A 23,748-nucleotide genomic window follows, 5' to 3' on the forward strand; every position below is an offset into this window, starting at 1 on the left:
TGCTCCACGCAGCGCACTCGCTCCAGATACATACCATTCACCTGATCCCCCCTGACGCCCACTTCCGTCCTCAGGCTTACCCGCCGCGATGCCATGCTTTACCAAAGCAAGCGGCAGGATGGCTTGCGCAATATCGTTAGCCTCCTTAGAATTTTGAACTCTGTATCCAGAACACAAAGGTAATCAGGCCCATGGCCTCCGTGCTCAGCGTCATCCTTCCGATCTTCGCCCTCATCCTTGCGGGTTACCTCTGCCGCCGCTTCGGCCTGATGGGGGCTCATGCCGCATCGGAGATCAACCGCATGGTGGTCTGGCTCTGTCTACCCGCCCTTCTCTTCGAAGCCATGGCCACAGTGGCCTGGGCCGATATCTGGCAACCTGGATTCATCTTCTCCTACGGCGCGGCAACGCTGGCGATATTTGGCATGACGCTCGCTTGGCATGCATGTCGCCAGCGCAGCCTCGCCGATGCGAGCATCAAAGGACTCAGCGCCTCCTACGCCAACACCGGCTACATGGGAATCCCCCTGTGCCTGCTGGTATTTGGCGATGCCGGAATGGAGCCGGCGCTGATCGCATCACTGATCATCATCTGCGTGTTGTTCGCGCTGGCAGTGGTCTGTATCGAGATCGGTCTGCAAAACGAACCGAGTCTGTACCGCGCGGTGAAGAAGGTCTGCATGGCCCTGTTGAAGAACCCGGTGGTGATTGCGCCAGTTCTTGGTGGGTTGTGGGCGGCGACGGCTCAGCCACTTCCAGCGCCCATTCACCAGTTTCTAAAGTTGCTCGCTGCAGCGACCGGCCCTTGCGCCTTGATCTCGCTCGGCCTTTTCCTGGCCCACAAACATACGGGCACGGCGGATCGGGGCATCGGCCTGGTACTGCTCAAGCTATTCGCCCATCCGGCAATAACCTGGGTACTGGCCACCTTCGTATTTCACCTACCCGCGCTGTGGACCAAGGCCGCCGTATTGCTCAGCGCCCTGCCAACCGGCACGGGTCCGTTCATGTTGGCTGAGTTCTATCGCAGGGATGGCGCGCAAGTATCCAGCACCATCCTGCTTTCCACACTGGGCTCTCTTCTGACGCTCTCAGCGTGCCTCTACTTTATTGGCCACTAGGTACGGTTTCCGCTCGTCGAGAGGATCGTGGCCTTTCCTGTGCGTGTCGAAAGCCGCCACATCGGCGCAGAACTGTTCGATGAAAACCCGCAGCGCCGGGTTTTCTCGCTGGTACTTGCGATAGGCCAGGGACACTTCCCGGCGCGGTGCAAAATCCAACCTGCGAACGATGCTGCCGCGTTGATCGATACACATCGGCTGTCCCAGGCTAATTGCTACGTCACCTGCCTCGATGAGCACCCGCATCATTGCGAAGCTGGCGTATCGCGCCGTGATACAGGGAGAAACGTCCACTCCAGCGAAGCCATTCGCAAGCATCAGGAAATAGGCCGGAGGCATCGCGGCGATGGCAACGTTCAAACCATCGAGGTCCGCCAGGGCAAGATGCCCCCTGGAGGCGAGCGGATGATGGCGGGGCATGCCGATGTAGAAGAAATCGTCCATCAGCGCAACGGTTTCAATGAGGCTCTTGTCGACGCTGACCTGGTTGTCGATGAGCGCCACGTCAATCGCAAAATCGCTCAAGGCAGACAACGCCTCTTGAGCCTCCATCTCGTTGACGTTCAACTCGATACCTGAATGCGCCTTCAGGAGCGTTGAAATCGTGCCCGGTATTAGCGTCGCCACGGCAGATGGAAACGCGCCAATACGCACATGGCCCACCACCGAATGCTTCAATGCCACGAGCTCCATCCGCGCGGCCTCCAACTCGGAAAAGATCCGGTCTGCCCGCGCCACCAGCTTGCGACCCGCAAAGGTCAGGCGAACGCCGCGACCGCAGCGCTCGATCAGGTCGACACCGAGCTCTCGCTGGAGGTTGCCGATCTGCTGGGAAATGGCGGACTGCGAACGATGCAGGGCTTCAGCGACTGCCCCGATGGATTTGCGCCTTGCCAATTCCCGCAAGGCTCCAAGCTTGATGATGTCCACACGTGACTCCAGGCATGAGCCGTTGCCCGTTGCGGCACTGGGCGCCGATGGATACAGCCAGCCCAGTTCCGAGCAGCGGCAACCATGCTCACGCGACAACTTCGCAACCCCCTGGGATTGTGCAATCGAACGGCCGCACCTTCCCGGATCAGGGCTCGGATGGTTGATGGTTACAGGTCGAGAAGCAGCGTTGGACTCTTCGCTCTGGAGACACAGGCCGTCAGGCATGAGCCTCTTTCCGAGTCGTCCAGAATGAAGTCCTGATGGTCCACTTCGCCCGCGAGATAGCCGATCTTGCAGGTGCCGCACAGCCCTGACAGACAAGAGGTCTCCAAGGGATATCCCGCTTGCTGGAGCACATCCGCCAGGTTCTGATCAGGAGCGACATGAAGCTTCTCGCCAGTACTGGCGATCTCGGCGATGAAGCCGTCCTCGGCAGCGGCATCGTGCGCTGGCGCCTTGGTCGGCGCCTTGAAATGCTCGAAATGGACAGAGCCCTCCGGCCAGTGCTGCGAAGCGACCCGGCAGGCCTCCATGAAGCCACCTGGCCCGCAGTAATAGAGATGGCATTCGTCCCCAGGACTTTCGAGGACTGCGGTAATGTCCAGGCTATTCTTGGGATCGCCGCCATCGAAGTGAAACCTGATCTTGCCGAACTTCGCCATGTCCTCCAGCTCATCCTGGAAGGCAGCGTAATCGGCGCCCTTCGAGCAGTAGTACAACTCGTAGGGAATGCCTTGCGCCTCCAGCTCATGGGCCATCGACTTCATTGGCGTGACACCGATACCGCCAGCGAGCAGATAGACCTTCCTCTGCCCCGCAACCAACTCGAAATTATTGCGTGGAACGCTGACACGAACCGTGTCGCCGACCTTGATGCGTTCATGCACCGCTACGGAACCACCGCGTCCATTCGGGTCCTTGAGAACGGCGATCACGTAACGATGCCGATCGCTCGGCGAGTTGCACAGGGAGTACTGCCTGACGACGCCAGGGGCCGCCTGGATATCGATGTGCGCTCCAGCGGTGAATGGCGGCAGCACAGCGCCATCCGGCGCGACGAATTCATAGGAGTTGATTCCGTTCGCCTCCATCCTGATCTGCTTCACCAACAGTTCAAGATGCGTGACGGAAGTCCCTTCGAAAATAGCGTTCATAGCTCACCTCGGCATCAGCTTGGCAGAGCCAGAAGCCTCGGCTTCCGGACCCTGCGCTTTGTATTTTTATTTTCTGAAGCTCTGCTCTAGTTGCTCGAAGCGCTCCTTGACGAACACCTCCCTGTCACGCCCTTTCAACTGATCCGCCTCGCTGAGAATCGCCACGGCTTCCTTGGCCAGACGCCGGCGGTTGGCCACCTCTTCCTCGACGTTTTCCGACTTGGCCAGCTCGAAGACGTTACCCGTGCAATAGCTGTTGGGTTCGCCTGCCATGCTGCGCAGCCACTCAGCAAAACCATGGGCGGAAGCGGGCGCGTTAGTGCCGCGGATACCGTCACGCAACATCTTGCGGAAGGCGTACAGGCCCGCATCGAACTTCGTCGGGTTCTCCAGCTTGTGCACGGCGATCGGACGCTGCGAAATGATCGCCTCGTAGTCGCCTGGCGCGTACTGGGCGTCCTTGTAGTTCTCGCGCTCGCGGTGGTTGGATGGAATCGGCGGAATGTCCTCCAGCCTGTACTTGCCGAAGCGTTCTGGCCGGCGCATCGCCACCTGGCCTTCGAGGAAGTCGATGGTCTCGTAGCCGACCATCTCCTTGTTACCGACACCACGGGTGTCGATGCCCGGGCCCATGACGCGCCAGCCGATCATCTTGCTGTTCTCGTCATCGACCGGCACGGTCCAGCGAACGATGTGGAAGCGGCTGAACAGTTTCTTCTTCGAACCGTCCTCCGAGGTGTAGGCGTGCAGGCTGAGGTTAGGCAGAACCTGATGCTGGATACGCAGGAACATCTTGTCGTTATCGACGCGACGAGCGCCCGCACAGGCGAGGCTGCGGCCCTGGTGGACAGGAATGAACTGCATGTCCGGCGCGACTTCCATGGACGCCGCACCGACCTCATCGAAGGTCGTGCCTTGAAAATGCTCGTCCACCACGTTCTTCGCCGCATGCAGGGCGGTCGGGTGGAAGTTGTCGGCGGCGTTGTCCTGCACCTGCAGCCAGTTACAGTGCTGGAAGTTGCTGTAGGGCACCAGCTCGTCGCCTTCCATCACCGTGAAGTTGCCTTCCCATTCCGGGAACGGTGGCTCTTCTTCCGGCGGCCCCATGTAGGCGAAGACCAGGCCGTGACGCTCGAAGGCCTTGTAGGCGCCCTGGCGAATGGAGCTGGCGTATTTCTCTGCTTCCTTTTCCTCACCGGCCGGAAATGGCACATGAAGACAGGCGCCATCCACGTCGAAGATCATGCCGTGGTAACAGCACTTGATGCCTTTTTCCTGAATCGCGCCGTACTCCAGCGATGCGCCACGGTGGCAGCAATGTGCGTGCATCACGCCGACCTGGCCGCTGCCATCACGGAACGCGACCAGTTCCTCGCCCATGATTTTCAGGAAGCGCGGCGTATCGGTCAGTTCCAGCGACATGCAGACCGGATGCCAGAAGCGACGCAAGTATTCGCCTGCCGGCGTGCCCGGTCCGGTCTCGGTCAGTTCGGGATCATGATCCGGGGTCTTGTTGGTGTGGTAGCCACCGTAAGCGATCAGCTTTTTCGGGATCGCGGCACCACCACCGGCACCTTTCGCTTCGTGTTTTTCGAGTTTCTCAGTCATGGCATTGTCCTCGTTTCTTGTAGGTATCTTGAGCTCTGATCACGGAACTCTGTATACAGATTGTTTGAGCGCAATGACGCGGGTTTATCAGGCTTGTTGCTCTCCTCGCTTTCTGGCTATTCGGTCAGTTCTGGGTTTTGTCGACCAGTGCGGACGCCTTGATCCACGGCATCATCGCCCTGAGTTTCGCCCCCACCACTTCCAGTTGATGGCGTTTGAGCTGGTTGCGTTTCGAAGTCAGTACCGGGTTTCCGGACTTGGCCTCCAGGATGAATGCCTTGGCATAGGAGCCGTCCTGAATGAAAGCCAGGGCATCGCGCATGGCGTTCTTGGTGTCCTCGGTAACGATCTTCGGCCCGGTCAGGTATTCACCGAATTCGGCATTGTTGGAAATGCTGTAGTTCATGGTGGACACACCGCCCTCGTAGAGCAGATCGACGATCAGCTTCAACTCGTGCAGACACTCGAAATACGCCAGTTCGGGCGAATACCCGGCCTCGACCAGAACCTCGAATCCCCCCTTGATGAGCTCGACCGCGCCACCGCACAGGACGACCTGCTCGCCGAACAGGTCGGTTTCCGTCTCTTCACGAAAGTCGGTTTCGATGATGCCGGACCTACCGCAGCCAATAGCCGTCGCATAGGCGAGCGCGAGCGCCTTGGCCTGGCCCGACACATCCTGGGAAACCGCGATCAGCGCCGGCACCCCCGCCCCCTCGACGAAAGTGGAGCGAACGGTGTGGCCAGGTGCCTTGGGCGCAACCATGAACACATCCAGGTCGGCCCGCGGTTCGACCTGGCCGTAATGAATGTTGAATCCATGAGCGAAGACCAATGCCGCACCGTTGCGCAGAGCCGGCTCGACCTCCTTCGCATAGACCTCGGCGATGCTCTCGTCAGGGATCAGCATCACCACCAGATCGGCCTCTCGCACCGCATCCGCAACAGGCATCACGGAAAGCCCGGCGGCTTCGGCTTTGGTCCAGGATGCCTTGCCCTTACGCAGCCCCATGACCACGTTGGCACCGCTGTCGCGCAGGTTCAAGGCCTGTGCATGACCCTGGGAGCCGTAGCCGACCACCGCGATACGACGGTTGTGCAGCAGCGAAACATCGGCGTCTTTGTCGTAGAAAACTTTCATCGTTCACCTTCTTATGGTTTTAGAACTCTGTATACAGAGTTCCGAATCTAACGTACTGTCTCCGGAAGTCAAGAGATGAATTGGAATCAGCGTGGAGAACGTGGACAATGGCCATCACTAACAAGCCGATACTGCCAAACGCCGCCATGACGACTAAGTTGCGAAAGATCCAGGCCCGCCCCGACTACGTCGAAGAGGTCTACCAGACCTTGCTGGATGCCATCAGCGACGGCACCCTCGCACCGGGTACGCGTCTTACGCAGGAAGAAATCGCCGAGCAGATGCAGATCTCGCGCTCGCCCGTGCTGCAAGCGCTGCGCCTGCTGAAAAAGGATGGCTTGGTCCAGGATGCCCCGGGCCGTGGCGTGCTGGTCACGCCGCTCACGGTGGAGTCGATCAACAACCTGTATCTGATCCGTGGCGCACTGGACAGCCTGGCGGCGAAGATGGCGGCCGAGCACACATTCAAGATCGATCCGAAGATCATCGAGAACGGCCGGCGCCTCGCCAAAGGCAAGGATGTCAAAGCGATGATCGAGGCTGACGTTGCCTTTCACAGCGCCATCTATGAAGCCTCCGGCAACCCGCTGATCGCGCAAAGCGCACAGGTCTACTGGGTGCATCTACGTCGGGCCATGGGCGCTGTTCTGCAGTCGTCGGAGCAACGTCAATCGATCTGGGATGAGCATGAGGCCATCGCCAACGCCATCGCCGAAGGCGATTGCGTGCGTGCCGGGGAGCTGACCGATATTCACACGACCATCGCGCGCAAGAACCTGACAGCCCGGCTGAATGACTACCTGATGCAGGGCAATGCCAAGGTACGCTAACCGCCCCCTTCCCGTGGCCGGTCGCCGGCCACGGGCGCCTTTCTGACGGCCGCGCCGAAACCTCCCTAGCTATCGACCCTGCACGCGTTGACCAGCCAATCGTGGAACGCCACGATCTTGGGGGAGTTTCGCTGTGTGTGGCGGTAGCAGAGAAAATGGATTTCACGCATCACAGGCCGGCATCCCTCGATGTCATATTTGACCAGGCGCCCATCAGCCAGCTCCTGTTGTGCGAATCGCTCGCTTTCCAGGGCCAGCCCGAGACCATCGACAGCGGCGGCTATGGCCAAGGCGCCCCGGTCGAACGACGGTCGATGGATGATTTCCGGCAGTGGCTTTCCATGCTGGATGAAGTAGTCGCGCCAGGAGAGCGGGTTCAACTGGGATTCGATCAGGGGGATGCAATTCAGCCTCTGCAAGGCAATCTCTCCGGCTGCGCCCAACAAGCCAGGCGAGCCGAGGGTACAGCACGCCTCCAACCCCAAACCCTGAACACAGATACCCGGACTGTTGATCGCAGCGGAATAAGCAATGGCCATGTCGAGCTCAGGGTGCTTTTGCAGATCCACCGGCGTCGCGCTGGATGACAGGTTGAGGGTGTACTGAGGGTACTTGCTGAAAAAATCTGGCAGTCGCGGCCCCAACCATTTGCTCGCAAAGCTCGGCGCACAATGCACGGCCAGTTTTTCCGTTTCGCTAAAAGGCCTGAGCGCCGTGCAAATTTGATCAATGGAATCGAAAGCGGGTTTTATTACATCGAATAATCGACGACCTTGGTCGTTTAGTTCGAGATGTCGACTGTGCCGAATAAACAAAGAAAACCCGAAGAAACTCTCCAGGCTTTTAATTTGATGGCTTACAGCCGACGGCGTTTGATGCAATTCAGCAGCCGCAACACTGAAATTGCCGTGACGGGCTGCCGCTTCAAATGCACGTAATGCGATCAGGCTCGGTTTTGTACTCATTATTTTAATCGTACCTGTGAATTCTTTTCACAACAATGTGAAATAGCATCATTTGTCGCTCCCGGCAAGGTTTGCAAAGGTACAGGCCTTCGCAAGCCAACCGAGAAGTCGCAGATGAATATCAGTATTAAACAACCCGACAGTAACTTGGCCCAAGCCAAAAACAGAATTTCCATTTATCAACCTGAACAAGAAGGTCTGATATATCCAGAAATCCCTGAATTCAACAACTTCGCTGACCACCGTCGTCACCTGAAAGAGCGCCTCGTAGCAGCCTGCCGGGCATTCGCAGTACACGGACTCGACTACGGCTTTGCCGGTCACCTGACGGTCCGCGATCCGGAATTCCCGGAGCTCTACTGGACCAACCCGATGTGCGTGCATTTTTCCCAGGTGAAGATCTCCAACCTGATCCTGGCTGATCACGGCGGCAAGGTGATTGAAGGGGACTATGCCATCAACCGGGCTGGCTTCGTCCTGCACGCCAACGTCCACGAAGCGCACCCGCACATCCTCGCGATGTGCCACGCGCACACGGTCTACGGCGGAGCATGGGCCGCAACAGGCCTGCCGCTGGAACCCATCACCCAGGATGCGGCGGCCTTCTTCGAGGACCAGTTGGTGATTACCGCGGAAGCCGGAGCCGTGGCGGTGAAAACCGATTCGGGCAAATCCATCGCTTCGCTCTTCGGCAAGCACAAGGCGATCCTGCACCAGAACCATGGCCTTCTCACTGCCAGCACGCACAGCATCGACAGTGCGGCGTTCTGGTTCATCGCACTAGAACGCTGCTGCCAGCAGGCTCTGCTGGTCGCCGCTACGGGTATCAAACCGAAACTCGTAACCGATGAACGTGCCCGCTTCAGCCGCGAGAACGTGGGCAGTGACTATATTGGCTGGCTGCACTTCCAGACACTGTGGGGGCACTTGGCAGAAACACAACCCGACATGTTCGGCTAAGCACTCCGTAGTGATGAAATTATAAAACCAACACCACCCCTTGCAGTGCAACAAGACTGCACAGGGGTGAGACGCGAGCCTATAAATTCAACAATGCTTGGAGGCGTCATGAACACCATTGCCGACCGTGCACGGCCTATCGCTGACGAGACTATAAACTTCGAAGATGCCATCTATCGAAAAGTTATTATGCGTCTCGTCCCATTCATGTTTCTTTGTTACGTCTGCTCCTATTTAAATAGAATCAACGTCAGTTTCGCCAAAATCCAGATGGCCCAGGAACTCGCCTGGAGCGATGCGGTTTATGGATTGGGCGCGGGGATGTTCTTCATTGGCTACTTTGCCTTTGAAATTCCTAGCAATATCATCATGTACCGGGTGGGCGCGCGACGCTGGATCGCCAGGATCATGATTACCTGGGGCATCATTTCTGCTGCGATGATGTTCGTCAGCACGCCGATGCAGTTCTATGTCATGCGCTTCCTGCTGGGTGTCGCCGAGGCCGGATTCTTTCCCGCTATCCTGCTGTATCTCTCCCAGTGGTTCCCTTCCTCCAAACGCGCGAAAGTCACCTCGCTGTTCATGGCGGCCATCCCGATGTCAGGCGTTATCGGCGCGCCACTCTCAGGCTGGATCCTGCATTCGCTGAGTGGTGTGCAGGACCTCGCAGGCTGGCAGTGGCTGTTCCTGATCGAAGGCATCCCGACCATCCTCGTCGGGGCGTTTGCCCTCTTCTATCTCACCGACAGAATCGAGGACGCGGGCTGGCTCACGGGTGAGGAGCAACGGGTGCTTCGTCATAACATCGACCAGGAGTCCGCCGGCAAGCATCTGCACAAACTGATGGATGGCCTGGCCAACCCGAAGATCTGGCTGCTCAGCTTCATCTACCTGTTCTTCACCATGGGACTCTATGGCGTCAGCTTCTGGCTGCCCACCTTGATTCAGGCTTCCGGCGTCCAGGATTCACTGCACCTCGGCCTGTTGACCACGATTCCTTATGCGATGGCCACGGCCGCCATGATTCTGGTAGGAAAAAGCTCCGATCGCTTTCGCGAACGTCGCTGGCACCTGGCCGTACCAGGGGTGCTCGCGGCGACGGGCTTCCTGATCAGCACGGCCTATCAGTCGAATCTGATGATCAGCCTGCCAGCGCTGTGCCTGGCCACCATGGGCGTGATGACCACGATCTCGCAATACTGGACGCTACCGCCCGCCATTCTCACCGGGGCGGCAGCGGCAACCGGCATCGCCCTCGCCAATTCGATTGGCAGCGCATCAGGTTTTATCAGCCCATTCGCCATGGGCTCGATCAATGCCGCCACGCAAAGTACGTCATCGGGAATCATCATGCTGTCCGGGGTGTTGGTCGTCGGCAGCATCCTGGTCTTTCTGGTTCCCAAGCATCTACTGACGTGCAAGTGACTCGCCAAGCCCTCGAAACCGAGGGCATTGTGAATTAAGGTCTAATGGCCTGCAGATGATGACGAGGACAATAACAATGAAAACCATGACCTTGATTGCCCTGTGTGGAAGCTTACGCAAGCACTCAAATAACGCAGCGCTCATTCAAACCATGAGGTCCGAGCTTCTGCCCGCAGATACCCGGCTTGATCTACACAGCCTGCAGGCTATTCCACCTTATAACGAAGACGACGATAATGGCGCCGTCCCCCAATCCGTCATTGAACTTCGCCAGTCGGTCCAACACGCGGACGGCCTGTTAATCGCGTCGCCTGAATATAACCAGGGTATTTCTGGCGTACTGAAGAATGCCTTGGACTGGCTATCATGCCGTCATGCGCAATCGCCGATGGAAGGGAAGCTCACCCTGCCCCTTACAGCGTCTTCCTCTTTGACGGGTGGCAGCCGTGCGCAGCAGCAGCTCAGCCAGACCCTCTGGGCAATGGGGGCCGAGCTTGTGGCATATCCCCCCATCGTCATTACCGAAATCGATTCGAAAATCGATGAAGGTCGTCTTATCGACGCAGCGACGCGCCAGGTTCTCTCCCAGGCACTGACAATACTGAGAAGCACTTATAACGACGTCTCGAATGGCGCAACGCTCATCTGGGCTTGATCTGACCAGGCCGCGTCTACCAGGCGAAACTTGAATAACGACGCGGTCCGTAGCGCTTACATATAGAAACACCGACCGATACTTCGCCGTACTGGCGAGCGGGTTCGCCATTGCCGGAATTCGGGCATTCCAATGAATGGCAACCGATTCGGTACATAAGTTCCATGCGCCACGCCAGCGCCACAACACAAAACAACAAGAACCTGTTCACGATCTCGCGAGCTAGAGCCAAACAGAGGCGAAAGTGGCCGAGCAACGGTCGGAGTCGCGGGCAACTTCACGAGCGGTAGATGAGCATTCCGACTGGGCTGGCATTCCAGGTCGCTTTCAACCTTGTCTGGTCGACGCGCAGCAGATCGTGAACAGGTTCCAAGAGGAGATACAGCATGACAATGTCCTATACCCACTCACCGCTTTTCCTGGCGCTCATGGGGCTGCCGCTGATCGCTCAGGCAGGCTTCCTCGAAGACGGCAAGGCCAGTCTCGCCATCACCAACTACTACTTCAACAGCGACTACCGGCAAAGCGGCGCCAGCCAGTCCAAGCGCGACGAGTGGGCCCAAGGCTTCCTGCTGCGCTACGAATCGGGGTTTACCGAAGGTACGGTCGGCTTCGGCGTGGACGCCATCGGCATGCTTGGCATCAAACTCGACTCCAGCCCAGAGCGGATCGGCACCGGCCTGCTTTCGGCGGATAACGACGGCAATCCGCAGGATGACTACAGCGAACTGGGATTGACCGCCAAGGCGCGGCTGTCGAAAAGCACCCTGCGGGTCGGCACCCTGATGCCGAAAATGCCCACCGTGCTATCCAACGAATCGCGTCTGTTGCCGCAGACCTTTCGTGGAGCCTACGTGGAATCGAAAGAGTTCGATGGACTGACCCTGGACGGTGGCCGTTTGACTCAAAATAGCCAGCGCAACGACAGCAGCAGCGACGACATGAGCGTGACGGGGTCAGCGATCACCGGCGGGCGGTTCACCGATGCGTTCGACTTCGCCGGCGCCCGCTACACATGGAACGACAGCCTGACCACCACCTACAACTACGGTCATCTCGACGGCAACTACAAGCAACATATCGTCAACCTGGTGCACACGCTGCCCGTTGCCACGGGCCGGCTGAAGAGCGACCTGCGCTACGCCCGCTCCACCGACGATGGCGCCAGCAATGTCGACAACACGGCCCTCGGCGCCATGTTCACCTACAGCCTCAGTGGCCATGCAGTGAGCGTCGCCTATCAGAAAATGAGGGGCGATACTGGCTTCCCCTATATCAATGGCACCGACGCCTTTCTGGTCAACTACGTGATGCTCGCGCCGGACTTCGCCAATCCTGACGAGCAGTCCTGGCAGGCCCGCTACAGCTATGACTTCGCCGCGCTTGGCATTCCTGGCCTGAATTTCATGACCCGCTACGTCAGCGGCGACGGCTTCGAACGTGGAGGGCGCAGCGCCAAGGAATGGGAGCGCAACAGCGAGATCGGTTACGCCTTTCAAAATGGCATGTTGAAGAACCTTTCAATCATCTGGCGCAACGCGACCTACCGCAGTGCAGGCGCCAGCGACATCGACCAGAACCGCCTGATCCTCAGCTATACCCTGCCGTTGATCTAGAGGTACGGGCGCCGGAACCCATTTTTCCCGCCCGCCACACACACGAGGTACTACTTCATTAGCAGAGGATAGTTTCGTGGACCTACAACCGATTCCCCAACATCGAGCGGTATCGCCAGATCATCAATCGCTGGTGCGTACCCAGCGTACAGCCTCCATCGACAGTACCGCCGCACGCAACCAGGTACAGATCGCCACCCACCTGCGCAGCATGTTCATGAGCTGTGGCCTGAGAGATGACGCTCTCGACAGAATGGTCGAGACCCGCTCAACCGCACTCGCGGCAAAAGGCAAGAACTGGGAAGACGTCAAACGTACGCTGGATAAAGGCAAGGGCCTCGATAGAACAGCCAGTATCCTTGCCGGCTTAGTGAAGTCCCTGCCGTTTGGCGCGGCCGGGGCGTTGCTGACAGGCAAGCCAGAAATTCTCACGCCGGGTGGGCATCAGGTCAGCGCGCTTGCCCAGAACTTCATTACGGCCGCGGTCTTTGTCGCCTGCAACTCCATCGGCGCAGGCGTTCTCGACAGATCCACCAAAGACATACTGTGGATGGCCGCCCAGGATAAAGACCTTGAAGAGAGCATGAAACGGCATGCCCAAAATAGTGAGCCCAGCGCCTTGAGAAGGGGGTTGGAAAGCAGTGCGACAGTGCAAACGTTTTCCGTCAAGAACAGCCTGGGGTCAATGCTCAGGTGGGGCTCGGACCGAATCGCGACCAACTTCACCAACGCGGACAAGGCCGCGAAAGTCGCGGACTATATCAAATCCGGATTCTCTTCCGTAGGCTCGCCACTAGCGGGGGCGGCGATGAATTACCTGCAACAGCTCTGGAACGAAAAACACCAGCGCGTAGGCAGCGAGTTCCTGCTGGGCAGGACCGATTGGGAAAGTCGCTTCGATGAGCTGGATAAGCATAATGTGCCTGCCCGCATGCTCAATACGGGCAGCCGTGTCATGCACATTCCCTTGGATGTCGTACAAGACTTCAGTAAGTCGGTAAGGTCCATGTTCACCCCCCAGGGCATGGTGTCAGATCTACTCGCCCTGGGCGGAGGCATCATCGCCGGCGAACTCGTGCGCGCAAGGGTAAAAGAATCGGCACTGAACGCCGGCCAGTCAAAACCAGAAGCGACAGTGATAGCGGACATGGCGGTTTTCCCAGTGGAAGCAGCCTACTTCGGCGCCTGGGCGCTTACCGCAGCAGTCACTCCACAGGCCGCTGACTTCGCCAATAGGATCATCGACAAGATGCGTAGCCGCGGAGCCCTTGAGGAAGGGGATCTGGCGGAGGGACAGAACTTGCTGGAAAGCTCGGGGGGAACTGTAGGAAATAGCGACGAACAGTCCATGCATGACCACATGCAAGGGCAGAGCGCGGCAACGAGCTGAAGCCCTGTGCGCAGACGCGGGTGGGCCCGCGTGAAAAGCGAAGCGATACCCAGCCGATGGGTATCGCTTCGCCAACCCGTCAAGCCGACACGGCAATCGAACCCAGGTGTTTCTTGGTCAGGTAATGCCGCTGCATACCCTGCACAGGAAAATCCTGCAACGACGTATGCAGGACATAGCCCTGCTTGAGGTAAAACGGCAATGCCTGAAAGCTCAGCGTATCGACCAGCGCATGACGACATCCCAGCTCGACACCTTCCTGCTCTGCCCTGCTGACCAGGGCGCTTCCCAACCGGCTGCCGCGCGCTTGATGGTTGACCCACAGAGAATCGATGCATAGCCACGAGCCGGCCTGATAGGCGATCAAGCCGCCCGTCATCACGCCCGCCTCATCCCGGCAATAGACACCGATTGCTCCCCATCTGTTGTCGATGAACTGCGCGTTGAAGTTCCAGAGCCCCAGCGCGAGTTCTTTCCTGTCGGCATCGGTGATCTCGTTGGTAACCATGATCTGCATATCAACCAGTCCCCCTCGAGGTGACCTGAAGCAAGCCGGAACGTCCAGGCAGCGGAAAGCGCTGGCGTTCCGGCACAATGATCCTTCGCACCTTGGCGATCACATGAACGGGTCGACTTCGCGTCTCAACTGCTCACGCGCCCGGGATAACCTCGACCTCACCGTGCCAATCGGCACGCCCAGGGTGTCGGCGGTGGCCTGATAGTTGCCATCCATCACCAGGCTGACCCTGAGCACCTGCTGCATATTCAGTGGCAGCTCCTCGATCGCCTCGACGGTACGCCACAGTTGCCGGTGACCATCCACCTGCTGGCCGATATCGCCATAGTGATCGTATTCATAGTGCCACTGGTCTTCCCAGGCTTCCTGGTATGGCTGGCTGTAGAGTCGCCGGAAATGGTTGCGGATAAGGTTCAGCGCGATGCCGCACAACCATGTCTCGGGTTTGCTGGCGTGCTGGAACTTGTGCTCATTGCGCAAGGCCTCGACGAACGTGCATTGCAGGATGTCATCGGCATCGTCTGCGTTCATCACGCGCTTGTGAATGAAAGCGCGCAGCTTGCGCAGCTGATCGCTGGTGAGCTGGCGAATACCAGCGGTATGACGGGGTGTGACAGGACTGATTGCAGCCATGGTTCGCTCTCCTTGGTGAGTACGAACGGGCTATAGCGACAACCATGCCACGCGAAAAAACACATGTAACAACATGATAAATAAGTAATTTTAATATTTTAAAAGCTTCACCTTGAGCAACATCCTGCATTCGCCGATCGGGACCCGAGCCGAATGTTGCACGTAGCGGAAATATGGAACCGGCAAACCTCGTCGACCACTCAGGCAGCCAGAGACCTTCCCAGGCACGCCCATGAGAATATCGGCCCCGATAACGGCCCCATCGCCCCACACACCTCCGGCCACCAGCAGCAGTGGGGCGGCCCACGGCCTTGCCAATTCGCAACTTCGCAGCGGGACCACGCCTCCCAGCGGGACCTCGGCACAACAGGTATCGCGATTCAACTCGGACCTGATGCAGAACAGCGTGGCGCTGAGCAAACGCAACGTGCTGAGCACTCTCAATGCGCTGCAGTCGCAGGCGATGAAACAGTACGAGCTGGCACACGCCCTCGCGGCTGGCCACGAGAAACACCTGGACGAAGCCGTACGCACGCTGCGCCGCAAGCTGCACAAGAAACTGGAGCGTCAGGCGTTTGGCAACGTACTCAAGCAGGTGCTCGACAGTGTCAACGGCAATACCGCGCGTGCCTATGCCGTGCTGCGTGCCGCAACCCAGCAAGCCAGGCGCGAACGCTCAGGCGATGAACAGCAATTGTTCGGCCAGCCACTGAAGCAGTTGCAGCAGCGCTTTGGCCGCCAGGCACGCCCCCTGCTTGGCAAGGGCCGCTTCTCTTCGAAGATCGAGGACCCCATTCGCCGCGACAGGGTTCGCGGCTTGTCCAGCGTGGCGCTCTCGGGACGCCTGAGCGTACTCGAGCTGACTCGCGCGATCAGCGACAACGAGGAAGAGGAAGGTGGCTTCGCCGCCGATCTCGGCGACATCCTGGTCGATCTCAACCATCGCATGGCGACGGCCAGCGACTTCGCCACGCCGCAACAACTGCGCACGTTGATGAAAGCCAAGGGCACGGCGCTGTTCGTCAAGGAACTGCACACCAGCAGCCACCACTTACTGGGTGAGATGCGCAGCAAGAACCCGGCGATGCAACTGGATACCCCTGGGTTTCTCACCCAACTGCAACAACTCATCGGCAAGGGCATGGACCTCAAGGACACCCTGCTGTTGACCCAGAAGATCGGCGGCAACCGGCTCGATCACCAGTTGGCCTTCATCAATCGTCTGCTGGCCATGCTGCAGGAACAGAAATACATGATCTGGAGCGACGGCAAAGCCCGGGAAAAAGCCCTGAGCAATGTGCTCATGCTGTCCACGGCCCTGGTCAACGAAGAGCAGAAACGCCTCAAGGAGAGTCTTGTCTGATGAGCGCCATCATCAACCTGCTGAACGCCATCGCACTGGCGGCGATGCGCCGCTCGGAAATAGTCGGTGCCTTCGTGGTCATCGCCATCATCTTCATGATGATCACGCCGATGCCCACAGGGCTGATCGATGTGCTCATCGCGATCAACATCTGTATCTCCTGCCTGTTGATCATGCTGGCGATGAACCTGCCGCGACCGCTGGCGTTTTCCACGTTCCCCGCGGTCCTGCTGATCACCACGATGTTTCGCCTCGCCCTGTCGATCTCCACCACCCGGCTGATTCTGCTGGAGCAGGACGCCGGCCATATCGTCGATGCCTTCGGCCAGTTCGTGGTGGGCGGCAACCTGGCGGTCGGCACGGTGATCTTCCTGATCATCACCGTGGTCAACTTCATGGTCATCACCAAGGGCTCGGAGCGCGTGGCCGAGGTCGGCGCGCGCTTCACCCTGGATGCCATGCCCGGCAAGCAGATGTCCATCGACAGTGACCTGCGGGCCAACCTCATCAGCGTTCACCAGGCCCGTTCGCGCCGCGAGGAACTGGCCAAGGAAAGCCAGCTTTTCGGTTCCATGGATGGGGCGATGAAGTTCGTCAAAGGCGATGCCATCGCCAGCCTCATCATCATCGCCATCAACATGATCGGTGGCATGGCCATCGGTGTCATGCAGATGGGCATGAGCGCAGGCGATGCCGTGCATATCTACACCATCCTCACCATCGGCGACGGGCTGATCGCGCAGATCCCGGCGCTGATGATCTCCGTCACCGCCGGGATCGTGATCACCCGCGTCCCCGACGGCACACCCACCGCGCAGTCCAACATCGGCCGCGAGATCGCCGAGCAGCTCACCAACCAGCCCAAGGTCTGGATCATCTCGGCGGTGGCCATGCTCGGCTTTGCCGCGCTGCCGGGCATGCCGACCCTGGTGTTCATCGTCATTTCGCTGATCTGCGGAGTGGGCGGGGTGCTGCAGATGTACCGCGAACGTCCGGCCGCCGAGGCTGGAGAAGACGAATTCATCGCCCCTGAACTCAATGGCGATGAGGACCTGCGAACGTTCAACCCCAGCCGGCAGTTCGTCCTGCAGTTCCATCCCAGCCAGGACCCCGCGCAGATCGCGGCGCTGGTCAGCGAGATTCGCCAGAGGCGCAACCGGCTGGTGGTGCAGTATGGCCTGACCCTGCCGGCATTCATCATCGAACAGGCCGAACACATTCCGCCGGACGAGTTTCGCTTCACCGTCTACGAAGTGCCGATGATCAAGGCTACCCTGGCCACGGACCTGGTGGCGGTGGACGCCCGGGCACTTCCCGACGGTAGCACCGACGAGCGAATAGAAGGCAGCAGCGAGCGCCAGGAAGCCGAGTGGGCCTGGTTGCCCGGTGATTCGTCCCTGCTCAGCAGTGGCGAGCTTGAAGCGGTAAGCGCCGTAACCCTGATCAGCGAGCGTATGGAACGTGCCCTGCATGCCTGTGCGCCGCAGTTCATCGGCCTGCAGGAAACCAAGGCGATCTTTGGCTGGCTCGAATCCGAGCAACCCGAGCTGGCCCAGGAAATGCTCCGTGTCCTGCCGCTTGCGCGCTTCTCTTCGGTGCTGCAGGGGTTGGCTGCCGAACGCGTGCCGGTCCGCTCGGTGCGGGTGATCGCGGAAACATTGGTCGAACATGGCCAGCACGAGCGCGATATCGCCATGCTGGTGAACTACGTGCGCATCGCCTTGCGCTCGCAGATCTACCACCAGTACGCCGGCTCGGAAGGCTTGCCGGTCTGGCTGCTGACCCCCGAAAGCGAAGGCATCCTGCGCGACGGCCTGCGCCAGACCCAGACCGAGACTTTCTTCGCCCTGAGCAACGAGACCAGCCAACTGCTGCTCGAACAGCTGCACATGGCCTTTCCGCTGCGCTCGCCCGAGCCCGCCGTGCTGCTGGTTCCTCAGGATCTGCGCAGCCCGCTGCGCACCATGCTGCAAGAAGAGTTCTACCACGCTCCCGTACTGTCTTTCGCCGAGATCAGCAGTACGGCCCAGGTCAAAGTCATCGGCCGTTTTGACCTGGGTGAAGTCATGGACCTCGACGAGCCGCTGGATCTGGATGATGAATATGCCGCCTGAAGCCATACAGAACGAGCTGTTCGAGCTGAGAGTCCTGAGCGGCCTGCACCAGGGCGCAGCCTTGCCGCTCATCGGCGAACACTGGTCGATAGGGGCTGACGACGATCGCGACCTGGCGTTGCACGACACGGGCGTGGAGCCTCTGCACTGTGAACTTCGCCGCGATGGCGAAGCGTGGCAGTTGAAGGCCGAGGCCGGCCGCATCGTCGATATCGAAGGCCATGCCCTGAGCGAACTGCACGCCGGGCATACCTTCGCCCTCGGCAACGTCTGGGTCTGTCTGTGCGCGGCGGACAGCCCCTGGCCCAGCCTGCCGGCGATCATCCCCCACGAAGCCGAGGACCCGACCGCCGAACGGGCTTCGGCGGATACCTCTTCCCTGCTGCGCCGGCGCTTGCTGAGCAAAGGCACGGGTATCACCCTCGGCGTCCTGCTGGGCATCGTCGGCAGCGCCTGGAGCCTGAGCCGCCCGCTTCCCGTTGCGGCGACGACAACCGCGAACAGCCATGAGGACGCGCCTGCTCAGGCCAAGGATCTGCGCAAATCGCTGAACCTCGATGAAGCCACGCGTCAGCTCAAGACGATGCTCAGTGAACGCTTGCTCAACCCCGTCACTATCGGGCGCAATGCCAACGGGCTGGTGCTCAGCGGTACGTTGCAAAACGACGCCATGCTCGTCTACGAGCGGATGCTGCAGCGCTTCGAGCGTGACTATCGAACCAGTTTCACGGTGCACGATCAGGTCAGCGACGGCAGCGCCGGCCTGCCCTTCGTGATCACCCAGATCATCGGCGGTCCCCACGGGCATCTGGTGATGAGCGACGGGCGGCGGCTGTACGTCGGGGATCGCCTGGATGGCCTGCGCCTGGTGCGCATCGACGATGGCCGTATCCAGTTCGACGGTAAACGCCAATTCGAGGTGAGCTGGTGAATGCCTCGCTGCGGGCGCTCGATGCCTGGGAGCGAAGCCAGGCCGCGCGCCTGGCCCGCTTCTCGGCGGTCAGGGCCAGCGGCCGGGTTACCGCGGTCAGCGGCATCCTGCTCGAATGCCAGGTGCCGGCTGCCAAGGTAGGTGACTTGTGTGAAGTGGCCAAGGCCGATGGCAGCGAAATCCTCGCCGAGATCGTCGGTTTCACCCGTGACTGCACGCTGCTGAGCGCACTGGGAACCCCCGACGGCATTCAGGTCGGCGCGCCCATCCGGCCATTGGGCATCGCCCACCGCATCGGCGTCAGCGAGCAGTTGCTGGGCTGCGTGCTCGACGGCTTCGGCCGTCCCCTGCTCGGCTCACAGGGGGCATTCGCCGGCCCGCACGATGCCCGCCAGACGCTCCCGGTGATCTGCGATGCACTGCCGCCCACCCAGCGTCCGCGCATCACCACGCCGCTGCCAACCGGCATCCGCGCCATCGACAGCGCCTTGCTGCTCGGCGAAGGCCAGCGTGTGGGGCTGTTCGCCGGTGCCGGCTGCGGCAAGACCACGCTGATGGCCGAGCTGGCCCGCAACATGGGCTGCGACGTGATCGTTTTCGGGCTGATCGGTGAACGCGGCAGGGAACTGCGCGAGTTCCTCGACCACGAACTGGACGAGACGCTGCGCAAGCGCTCGGTGCTGGTGTGTGCCACCTCCGACCGCTCCAGCATGGAACGAGCCCGGGCCGCGTTCACCGCCACGGCTATCGCCGAGGCCTATCGCGCCAAAGGACTGAAGGTACTGCTGTTGATCGACTCACTCACCCGTTTCGCCCGCGCCCAGCGTGAGATCGGCATTGCCGCTGGCGAACCGCTGGGCCGTGGCGGCCTGCCGCCTTCGGTCTACACCCTGTTGCCACAGCTGGTGGAGCGCGCCGGCATGAGTGAGAGCGCATCGATCACCGCGCTCTACACCGTGCTCATCGAACAGGACTCGATGAACGATCCGGTCGCCGACGAAGTGCGCTCGCTGCTCGACGGGCACATCGTGCTGTCACGCAAGCTCGCCGAACGCGGGCACTACCCCGCCATCGACGTGCCCGCCAGTATCAGCCGGGTGTTGAGCAACGTCGCCGGGCGCGAGCACCAGCGGGCCAACAACCGCCTGCGCCGCCTCATGGCCGCCTACCGGCAGGTCGAGATGCTCCTGCGCCTGGGCGAATACCAGGCCGGCGCGGACCCCGTCACGGACTGCGCGGTGCAGCTCAACGGCCCCATCAACGCCTTTCTCCAGCAGGATCTGCGCGGCCCCTCGTCGCTGGAGGACACCCTGGCGGCCCTGACCCAACTGACCGAGGCATTACCGGAGTGAGCATGGAAGAAGAGCTGGAAGCAGACCCTCAGCGTGCCGCCCTGGAGCAGGCCATCGCCTTGCTGAAACCGTTGCGCCAGCATCGCCAGGCCAGCGCCGAGCGCCAGCAACGGCAATTGCAGCAGACGCTCGAAGACAACCAGCGGCAACTGCAACAGAGCGAAATGCAGTTGATCAGCGAACGGCAACAACAGCAGGCGCGCCGCGAAGCGCTGGCGCGCGAACACCTGAGCCAGTCGCTGGCCATGGACGAAGTCGAGCGCTGGCATAACCGCGAGCGGCGCATGCTCGACCATCTGGCCGGCCTGCGCCAGGACATCCACCAGCAAGGCAGCCACATCGAACACCTGCAACAGCAACTGCAGCAGGCCCACGACAACGCCAAAGCCGCACAGCGCGCCGTGGAAAAACTCTCCTGCCTTGCCGAGGCCCTCAACGATGAAAACTGAACAACAGGTCCAACCCAGGCAGCTCCAGCCGCACCGCGAACCCGTCACGCTCACGCCGTCCGGCAGGGCTGCCCAGCCATTGCCTGGAATGCGCCGCAGCGATACGGATATCGGCCGGCTCCTTGCCGCCCTGGAAACGACGTCGCCGACCCTGATGGCCGACGGCGTGCTGTTCAATCAGTTGATCCAGCCAGTGGCGCGGAGCACAGACCAGGGCGACGGTGTCGGCGGTAGCGGTTTCGCCCCTTCCGCGCTTGCCGATGTCGCCACCGCGCAACTGGTGGACGAACTCGCCCAGCGCCTGCCCGAGACCCTGGCCGGCGCCTTCAACGTCAGCCTGCTGATGCCCAACCTTGGCCGGATTCAGGTTCGCGCCGGCAAACGCGACAACCAGTGGGACATCAATCTGGGGTTCGCCCGTCGCTCCGCCTTCGAGCGCGTGCAGTCCTGCCGTGGCGAATGCGAGGCCGCGCTGGCCAACGTACTGGCCCAGCCGGTCAATCTTACGATGAGCAGCGAGGCACCGGCATGAACGCAGTGCCCAGGCGCCACCTGAGTGCCGAGTACGCCCAGGCCTCGCGGGCGCTGGGTGCGGGGGTGGCCATGCCATTCACGGCCCATGGCCGCGACGGCGAGCTGCGCCTCACGCCTCTGCCAGCCGCTACGTCCGTCGCGGACGGCGTGTGGCTGGGCAGTGCCATCGGTGCCTTTTGCCTGAGTGATGCCGACGCCATCCTGAGCCTGCTCGGCGAGCTGCCGGTGAGCACGGCCGGCGCGCATCAGGACTGGTATTGGCCGGTCGTCAGCCAGCGCCTGGCCGGTGTCATAGCCGACAGCTTGAGCCCGCTCGCGCCGCTGGCCGAAGAGCCTCCGACAGCGCAGCCCATGCGCTGCAGGATCGAGGTGACGCTGGGTGACGAAGGCGTGCACGGCCAACTCAGCACGAGCGCCGAAACCCTGCTGGCCTGGCTGCAAGCGCCGATGTGGCGGGCCATTCGCCGCCCCAGCCCGGAGTCACTGAGGCTCTGCACGCCGTGGGTCCTTGGCGAATTGCAACTGACCCTGGAACAGCTGGCCTCGCTACGGCCGGGCGACGTCGTCCTGCCCACCACGATGCATGTCGATAGCCTCGGCACTGGCCAGCTGGCGCTGGCGGGATCGCACTGGAGCATCCAGGCGAGGCCAGAGGACGCACGGCTGTTCCTCACACTGACTGGACAAGGGAACGACTCGCAATGAACACCGACGAAACGGCCTATGAAAGCACCGTCCTCGAACCAGACCAGGATGCCGCCGAAGCGGGACCACTGAACGAGGACACCCCAGAGGATGCGCTGCCTGCCGCGGAAATGGCCAACGCCGACGAAGACCCGCCTGCTGCCGAGGAGCAAGAAAGCAGCGCCGAGCCGCCGCCACTCGAACCGCTCGCACACTTGCCCCTGCAACTGACCCTGCGCAGCGGCCAGCTCAGCCTGACCCTGGAACAATTGCGCCGTCTCGACACCGGCAGCGTGCTTGAGGTGCATGGCACGGCGCCCGGCTACGCCACCCTCCTCCATGGCGAACAACTGGTGGCCGAGGGCGAACTGGTGGATGTCGATGGCCGTCTCGGCCTGCAGATCACCCGGCTGGCCTCGCTATCATGATCCTCGACGGGATGAACCCGGTTCTCCTCGCACTGTTTCTCGGCGCCCTGTCGCTGGTGCCGTTCATGCTCATCGTATGCACGGCCTTTCTCAAGATCGCCATGACGCTGATGATCACCCGCAATGCCATCGGCGTTCAGCAGGTGCCGCCGAACATGGCCGTGTACGGCATCGCCATCGCCGCCACCCTGTTCGTCATGGCACCGGTCGCCCATGAGGTACGGGAGCGCCTGGACCAGACCCCTCTGGACTTCTCCACCACCGACGCGCTGCAAGCCAGCTCCGGCGGCATCATCGATCCGTTGCAGCAGTTCATGAGCCACAACACCAACCCGGATGTCATGACTCACCTGCTGGAAAACACCCAGCGCATATGGCCCAGGGATATGGCCGACAAGGCCAGCAAGGAGGACCTGCTGCTGGCGATCCCCGCCTTCGTCCTCTCCGAACTGCAGGCGGCCTTCCAGATCGGCTTTCTCATCTACATCCCATTCATCGTCATCGACCTCATCGTCTCGAACCTGTTGCTGGCGCTTGGCATGCAGATGGTTTCGCCAATGACCATCTCGCTGCCACTCAAGCTGCTGCTGTTCGTCCTGGTCGATGGCTGGACCAAGCTGCTGGACAGCCTGTTTCTCTCCTACCTGTGAGGCGACCATGGAAGCGCTGGCGTTGTTCAAGCAAGGCATGTTCCTGGTGGTGATCCTGACCGCGCCGCCACTCGCGGTGGCAGTGCTGGTCGGCGTCACCACCTCGCTGTTGCAGGCGTTGATGCAGATGCAGGACCAGACCCTGCCGTTCGGCCTGAAACTGACAGCGGTGGGCCTGACCCTGGCGATGACCGGGCGCTGGATCGGCCTGGAACTGATCCAGTTCGTCAACATGGCATTCGACCTGATCAGCAGAACCGGCGGTGGGGGCTAGGGTCTGCTCCCGTTTCGTCAC

General features: G+C 60.6%; 24 protein-coding genes. 17 read left to right on the plus strand and 7 right to left on the minus strand.

The features are described from left to right. Positions 1-191 precede the first annotated feature (191 nt). Positions 192-1,121 carry an AEC family transporter gene (locus ACSZPK_RS19130; RefSeq protein ID WP_437883112.1) on the plus strand — a complete coding sequence of 310 codons (930 nt, stop codon included), beginning with the start codon at positions 192-194 and terminating at the stop codon, positions 1,119-1,121. Here ACSZPK_RS19130 and ACSZPK_RS19135 read toward each other — a convergent pair. From ACSZPK_RS19135 to ilvC, 4 genes are all read right to left on the minus strand, one after another. After that, positions 1,092-2,051, minus strand: coding sequence for a LysR family transcriptional regulator (locus ACSZPK_RS19135; RefSeq protein ID WP_437883113.1), 960 nt, complete (start codon positions 2,049-2,051; stop codon positions 1,092-1,094). The genes ACSZPK_RS19130 and ACSZPK_RS19135 overlap by 30 nt on opposite strands. A 170-nt stretch (positions 2,052-2,221) precedes the next feature. Next, on the minus strand, positions 2,222-3,208 hold the full coding sequence (locus ACSZPK_RS19140; RefSeq protein WP_437883114.1) for a PDR/VanB family oxidoreductase: 987 nt from the start codon (positions 3,206-3,208) through the stop codon (positions 2,222-2,224). A 66-nt stretch (positions 3,209-3,274) separates the two neighbouring features. Beyond that, the gene (locus ACSZPK_RS19145; protein WP_437883115.1) at positions 3,275-4,816 is read right to left on the minus strand and encodes a Rieske 2Fe-2S domain-containing protein; all 1,542 of its coding nucleotides are present in this window, start codon (positions 4,814-4,816) and stop codon (positions 3,275-3,277) included. A gap of 124 nt (positions 4,817-4,940) precedes the next feature. After that, complete coding sequence (ilvC, locus tag ACSZPK_RS19150; protein ID WP_437883116.1) at positions 4,941-5,957, minus strand: ketol-acid reductoisomerase; 1,017 nt, start codon at positions 5,955-5,957, stop codon at positions 4,941-4,943. A 146-nt stretch (positions 5,958-6,103) separates the two neighbouring features. Between ilvC and ACSZPK_RS19155 the strand changes: the two genes are divergently transcribed. Further along, positions 6,104-6,787 (plus strand): GntR family transcriptional regulator, encoded by a 684-nt coding sequence (locus ACSZPK_RS19155; RefSeq protein WP_437883117.1) that lies wholly within the window; start codon positions 6,104-6,106, stop codon positions 6,785-6,787. 65 nt (positions 6,788-6,852) lie between these two features. Here the strand turns inward: ACSZPK_RS19155 and ACSZPK_RS19160 are convergent, their stop codons facing one another. After that, positions 6,853-7,752, minus strand: coding sequence for a LysR substrate-binding domain-containing protein (locus ACSZPK_RS19160; protein WP_437883118.1), 900 nt, complete (start codon positions 7,750-7,752; stop codon positions 6,853-6,855). Between the two features lie 114 nt (positions 7,753-7,866). Here ACSZPK_RS19160 and ACSZPK_RS19165 point away from each other — a divergent pair, with 114 nt between their 5' ends. The 5 genes from ACSZPK_RS19165 to ACSZPK_RS19185 all read left to right on the plus strand — a co-directional run bounded on the left by ACSZPK_RS19165 (position 7,867) and on the right by ACSZPK_RS19185 (position 13,798). Beyond that, positions 7,867-8,712 (plus strand): class II aldolase/adducin family protein, encoded by an 846-nt coding sequence (locus ACSZPK_RS19165; RefSeq protein ID WP_437883119.1) that lies wholly within the window; start codon positions 7,867-7,869, stop codon positions 8,710-8,712. A gap of 108 nt (positions 8,713-8,820) precedes the next feature. Beyond that, positions 8,821-10,137, plus strand: coding sequence for an MFS transporter (locus ACSZPK_RS19170; protein ID WP_437883120.1), 1,317 nt, complete (start codon positions 8,821-8,823; stop codon positions 10,135-10,137). A gap of 76 nt (positions 10,138-10,213) precedes the next feature. Continuing rightward, positions 10,214-10,792: an NADPH-dependent FMN reductase gene (locus ACSZPK_RS19175; RefSeq protein WP_437883121.1), complete on the plus strand. Its 579-nt coding sequence runs from the start codon at positions 10,214-10,216 to the stop codon at positions 10,790-10,792. 386 nt (positions 10,793-11,178) lie between these two features. Next, entirely contained in the window at positions 11,179-12,408 is a 1,230-nt protein-coding gene (locus tag ACSZPK_RS19180) for an OprD family porin (RefSeq protein WP_437883122.1), read from the plus strand. 76 nt (positions 12,409-12,484) lie between these two features. After that, complete coding sequence (locus ACSZPK_RS19185) at positions 12,485-13,798, plus strand: hypothetical protein (RefSeq protein WP_437883123.1); 1,314 nt, start codon at positions 12,485-12,487, stop codon at positions 13,796-13,798. Positions 13,799-13,877: 79 nt separating this feature from the next. On the opposite strand, the gene ACSZPK_RS19190 is transcribed toward ACSZPK_RS19185, so the two are convergent. Both ACSZPK_RS19190 and ACSZPK_RS19195 read right to left on the minus strand, forming a co-directional pair. After that, positions 13,878-14,315, minus strand: a complete 438-nt coding sequence (locus ACSZPK_RS19190; protein ID WP_437883124.1) for a GNAT family N-acetyltransferase — start codon at positions 14,313-14,315, stop codon at positions 13,878-13,880. 99 nt (positions 14,316-14,414) lie between these two features. After that, on the minus strand, positions 14,415-14,948 hold the full coding sequence (locus ACSZPK_RS19195; protein WP_437883125.1) for an RNA polymerase sigma factor: 534 nt from the start codon (positions 14,946-14,948) through the stop codon (positions 14,415-14,417). Positions 14,949-15,342: 394 nt separating this feature from the next. Between ACSZPK_RS19195 and ACSZPK_RS19200 the strand changes: the two genes are divergently transcribed. The 10 genes from ACSZPK_RS19200 to sctS are packed head-to-tail and all read left to right on the plus strand — an operon-like array spanning position 15,343 to position 23,727. Further along, entirely contained in the window at positions 15,343-16,311 is a 969-nt protein-coding gene (locus ACSZPK_RS19200; RefSeq protein ID WP_437883126.1) for a TyeA family type III secretion system gatekeeper subunit, read from the plus strand. Continuing rightward, entirely contained in the window at positions 16,311-18,425 is a 2,115-nt protein-coding gene (gene sctV, locus ACSZPK_RS19205; RefSeq protein ID WP_437883127.1) for a type III secretion system export apparatus subunit SctV, read from the plus strand. Before ACSZPK_RS19200 ends, sctV begins: the two co-directional genes overlap by 1 nt. Continuing rightward, positions 18,415-19,356, plus strand: coding sequence for an FHA domain-containing protein (locus ACSZPK_RS19210; protein ID WP_437883128.1), 942 nt, complete (start codon positions 18,415-18,417; stop codon positions 19,354-19,356). The genes sctV and ACSZPK_RS19210 overlap by 11 nt, the downstream gene beginning before the upstream one ends. An 8-nt stretch (positions 19,357-19,364) precedes the next feature. Next, entirely contained in the window at positions 19,365-20,708 is a 1,344-nt protein-coding gene (locus ACSZPK_RS19215) for a FliI/YscN family ATPase (RefSeq protein WP_437883229.1), read from the plus strand. Positions 20,709-20,710: 2 nt separating this feature from the next. Then, positions 20,711-21,157, plus strand: a complete 447-nt coding sequence (locus ACSZPK_RS19220; protein ID WP_437883129.1) for a type III secretion protein — start codon at positions 20,711-20,713, stop codon at positions 21,155-21,157. Further along, positions 21,147-21,689: a type III secretion system HrpP C-terminal domain-containing protein gene (locus ACSZPK_RS19225; protein ID WP_437883130.1), complete on the plus strand. Its 543-nt coding sequence runs from the start codon at positions 21,147-21,149 to the stop codon at positions 21,687-21,689. The genes ACSZPK_RS19220 and ACSZPK_RS19225 overlap by 11 nt, the downstream gene beginning before the upstream one ends. After that, positions 21,686-22,396, plus strand: coding sequence for a type III secretion system protein (locus ACSZPK_RS19230; protein ID WP_437883131.1), 711 nt, complete (start codon positions 21,686-21,688; stop codon positions 22,394-22,396). Before ACSZPK_RS19225 ends, ACSZPK_RS19230 begins: the two co-directional genes overlap by 4 nt. Continuing rightward, complete coding sequence (locus ACSZPK_RS19235) at positions 22,393-22,803, plus strand: FliM/FliN family flagellar motor switch protein (RefSeq protein WP_437883132.1); 411 nt, start codon at positions 22,393-22,395, stop codon at positions 22,801-22,803. Before ACSZPK_RS19230 ends, ACSZPK_RS19235 begins: the two co-directional genes overlap by 4 nt. Then, a complete protein-coding gene (gene sctR, locus ACSZPK_RS19240) occupies positions 22,800-23,453 on the plus strand; it encodes a type III secretion system export apparatus subunit SctR (protein ID WP_437883133.1) in 654 nt (217 codons plus the stop codon). The genes ACSZPK_RS19235 and sctR overlap by 4 nt, the downstream gene beginning before the upstream one ends. A gap of 7 nt (positions 23,454-23,460) precedes the next feature. Beyond that, positions 23,461-23,727, plus strand: a complete 267-nt coding sequence (gene sctS / locus ACSZPK_RS19245; RefSeq protein ID WP_437883134.1) for a type III secretion system export apparatus subunit SctS — start codon at positions 23,461-23,463, stop codon at positions 23,725-23,727. Positions 23,728-23,748: the final 21 nt, after the last annotated feature.

Origin of the sequence: Pseudomonas sp. LRF_L74, assembly GCF_965644255.1 — a bacterium.
Classification (GTDB): Bacteria; Pseudomonadota; Gammaproteobacteria; order Pseudomonadales; family Pseudomonadaceae; genus Aquipseudomonas.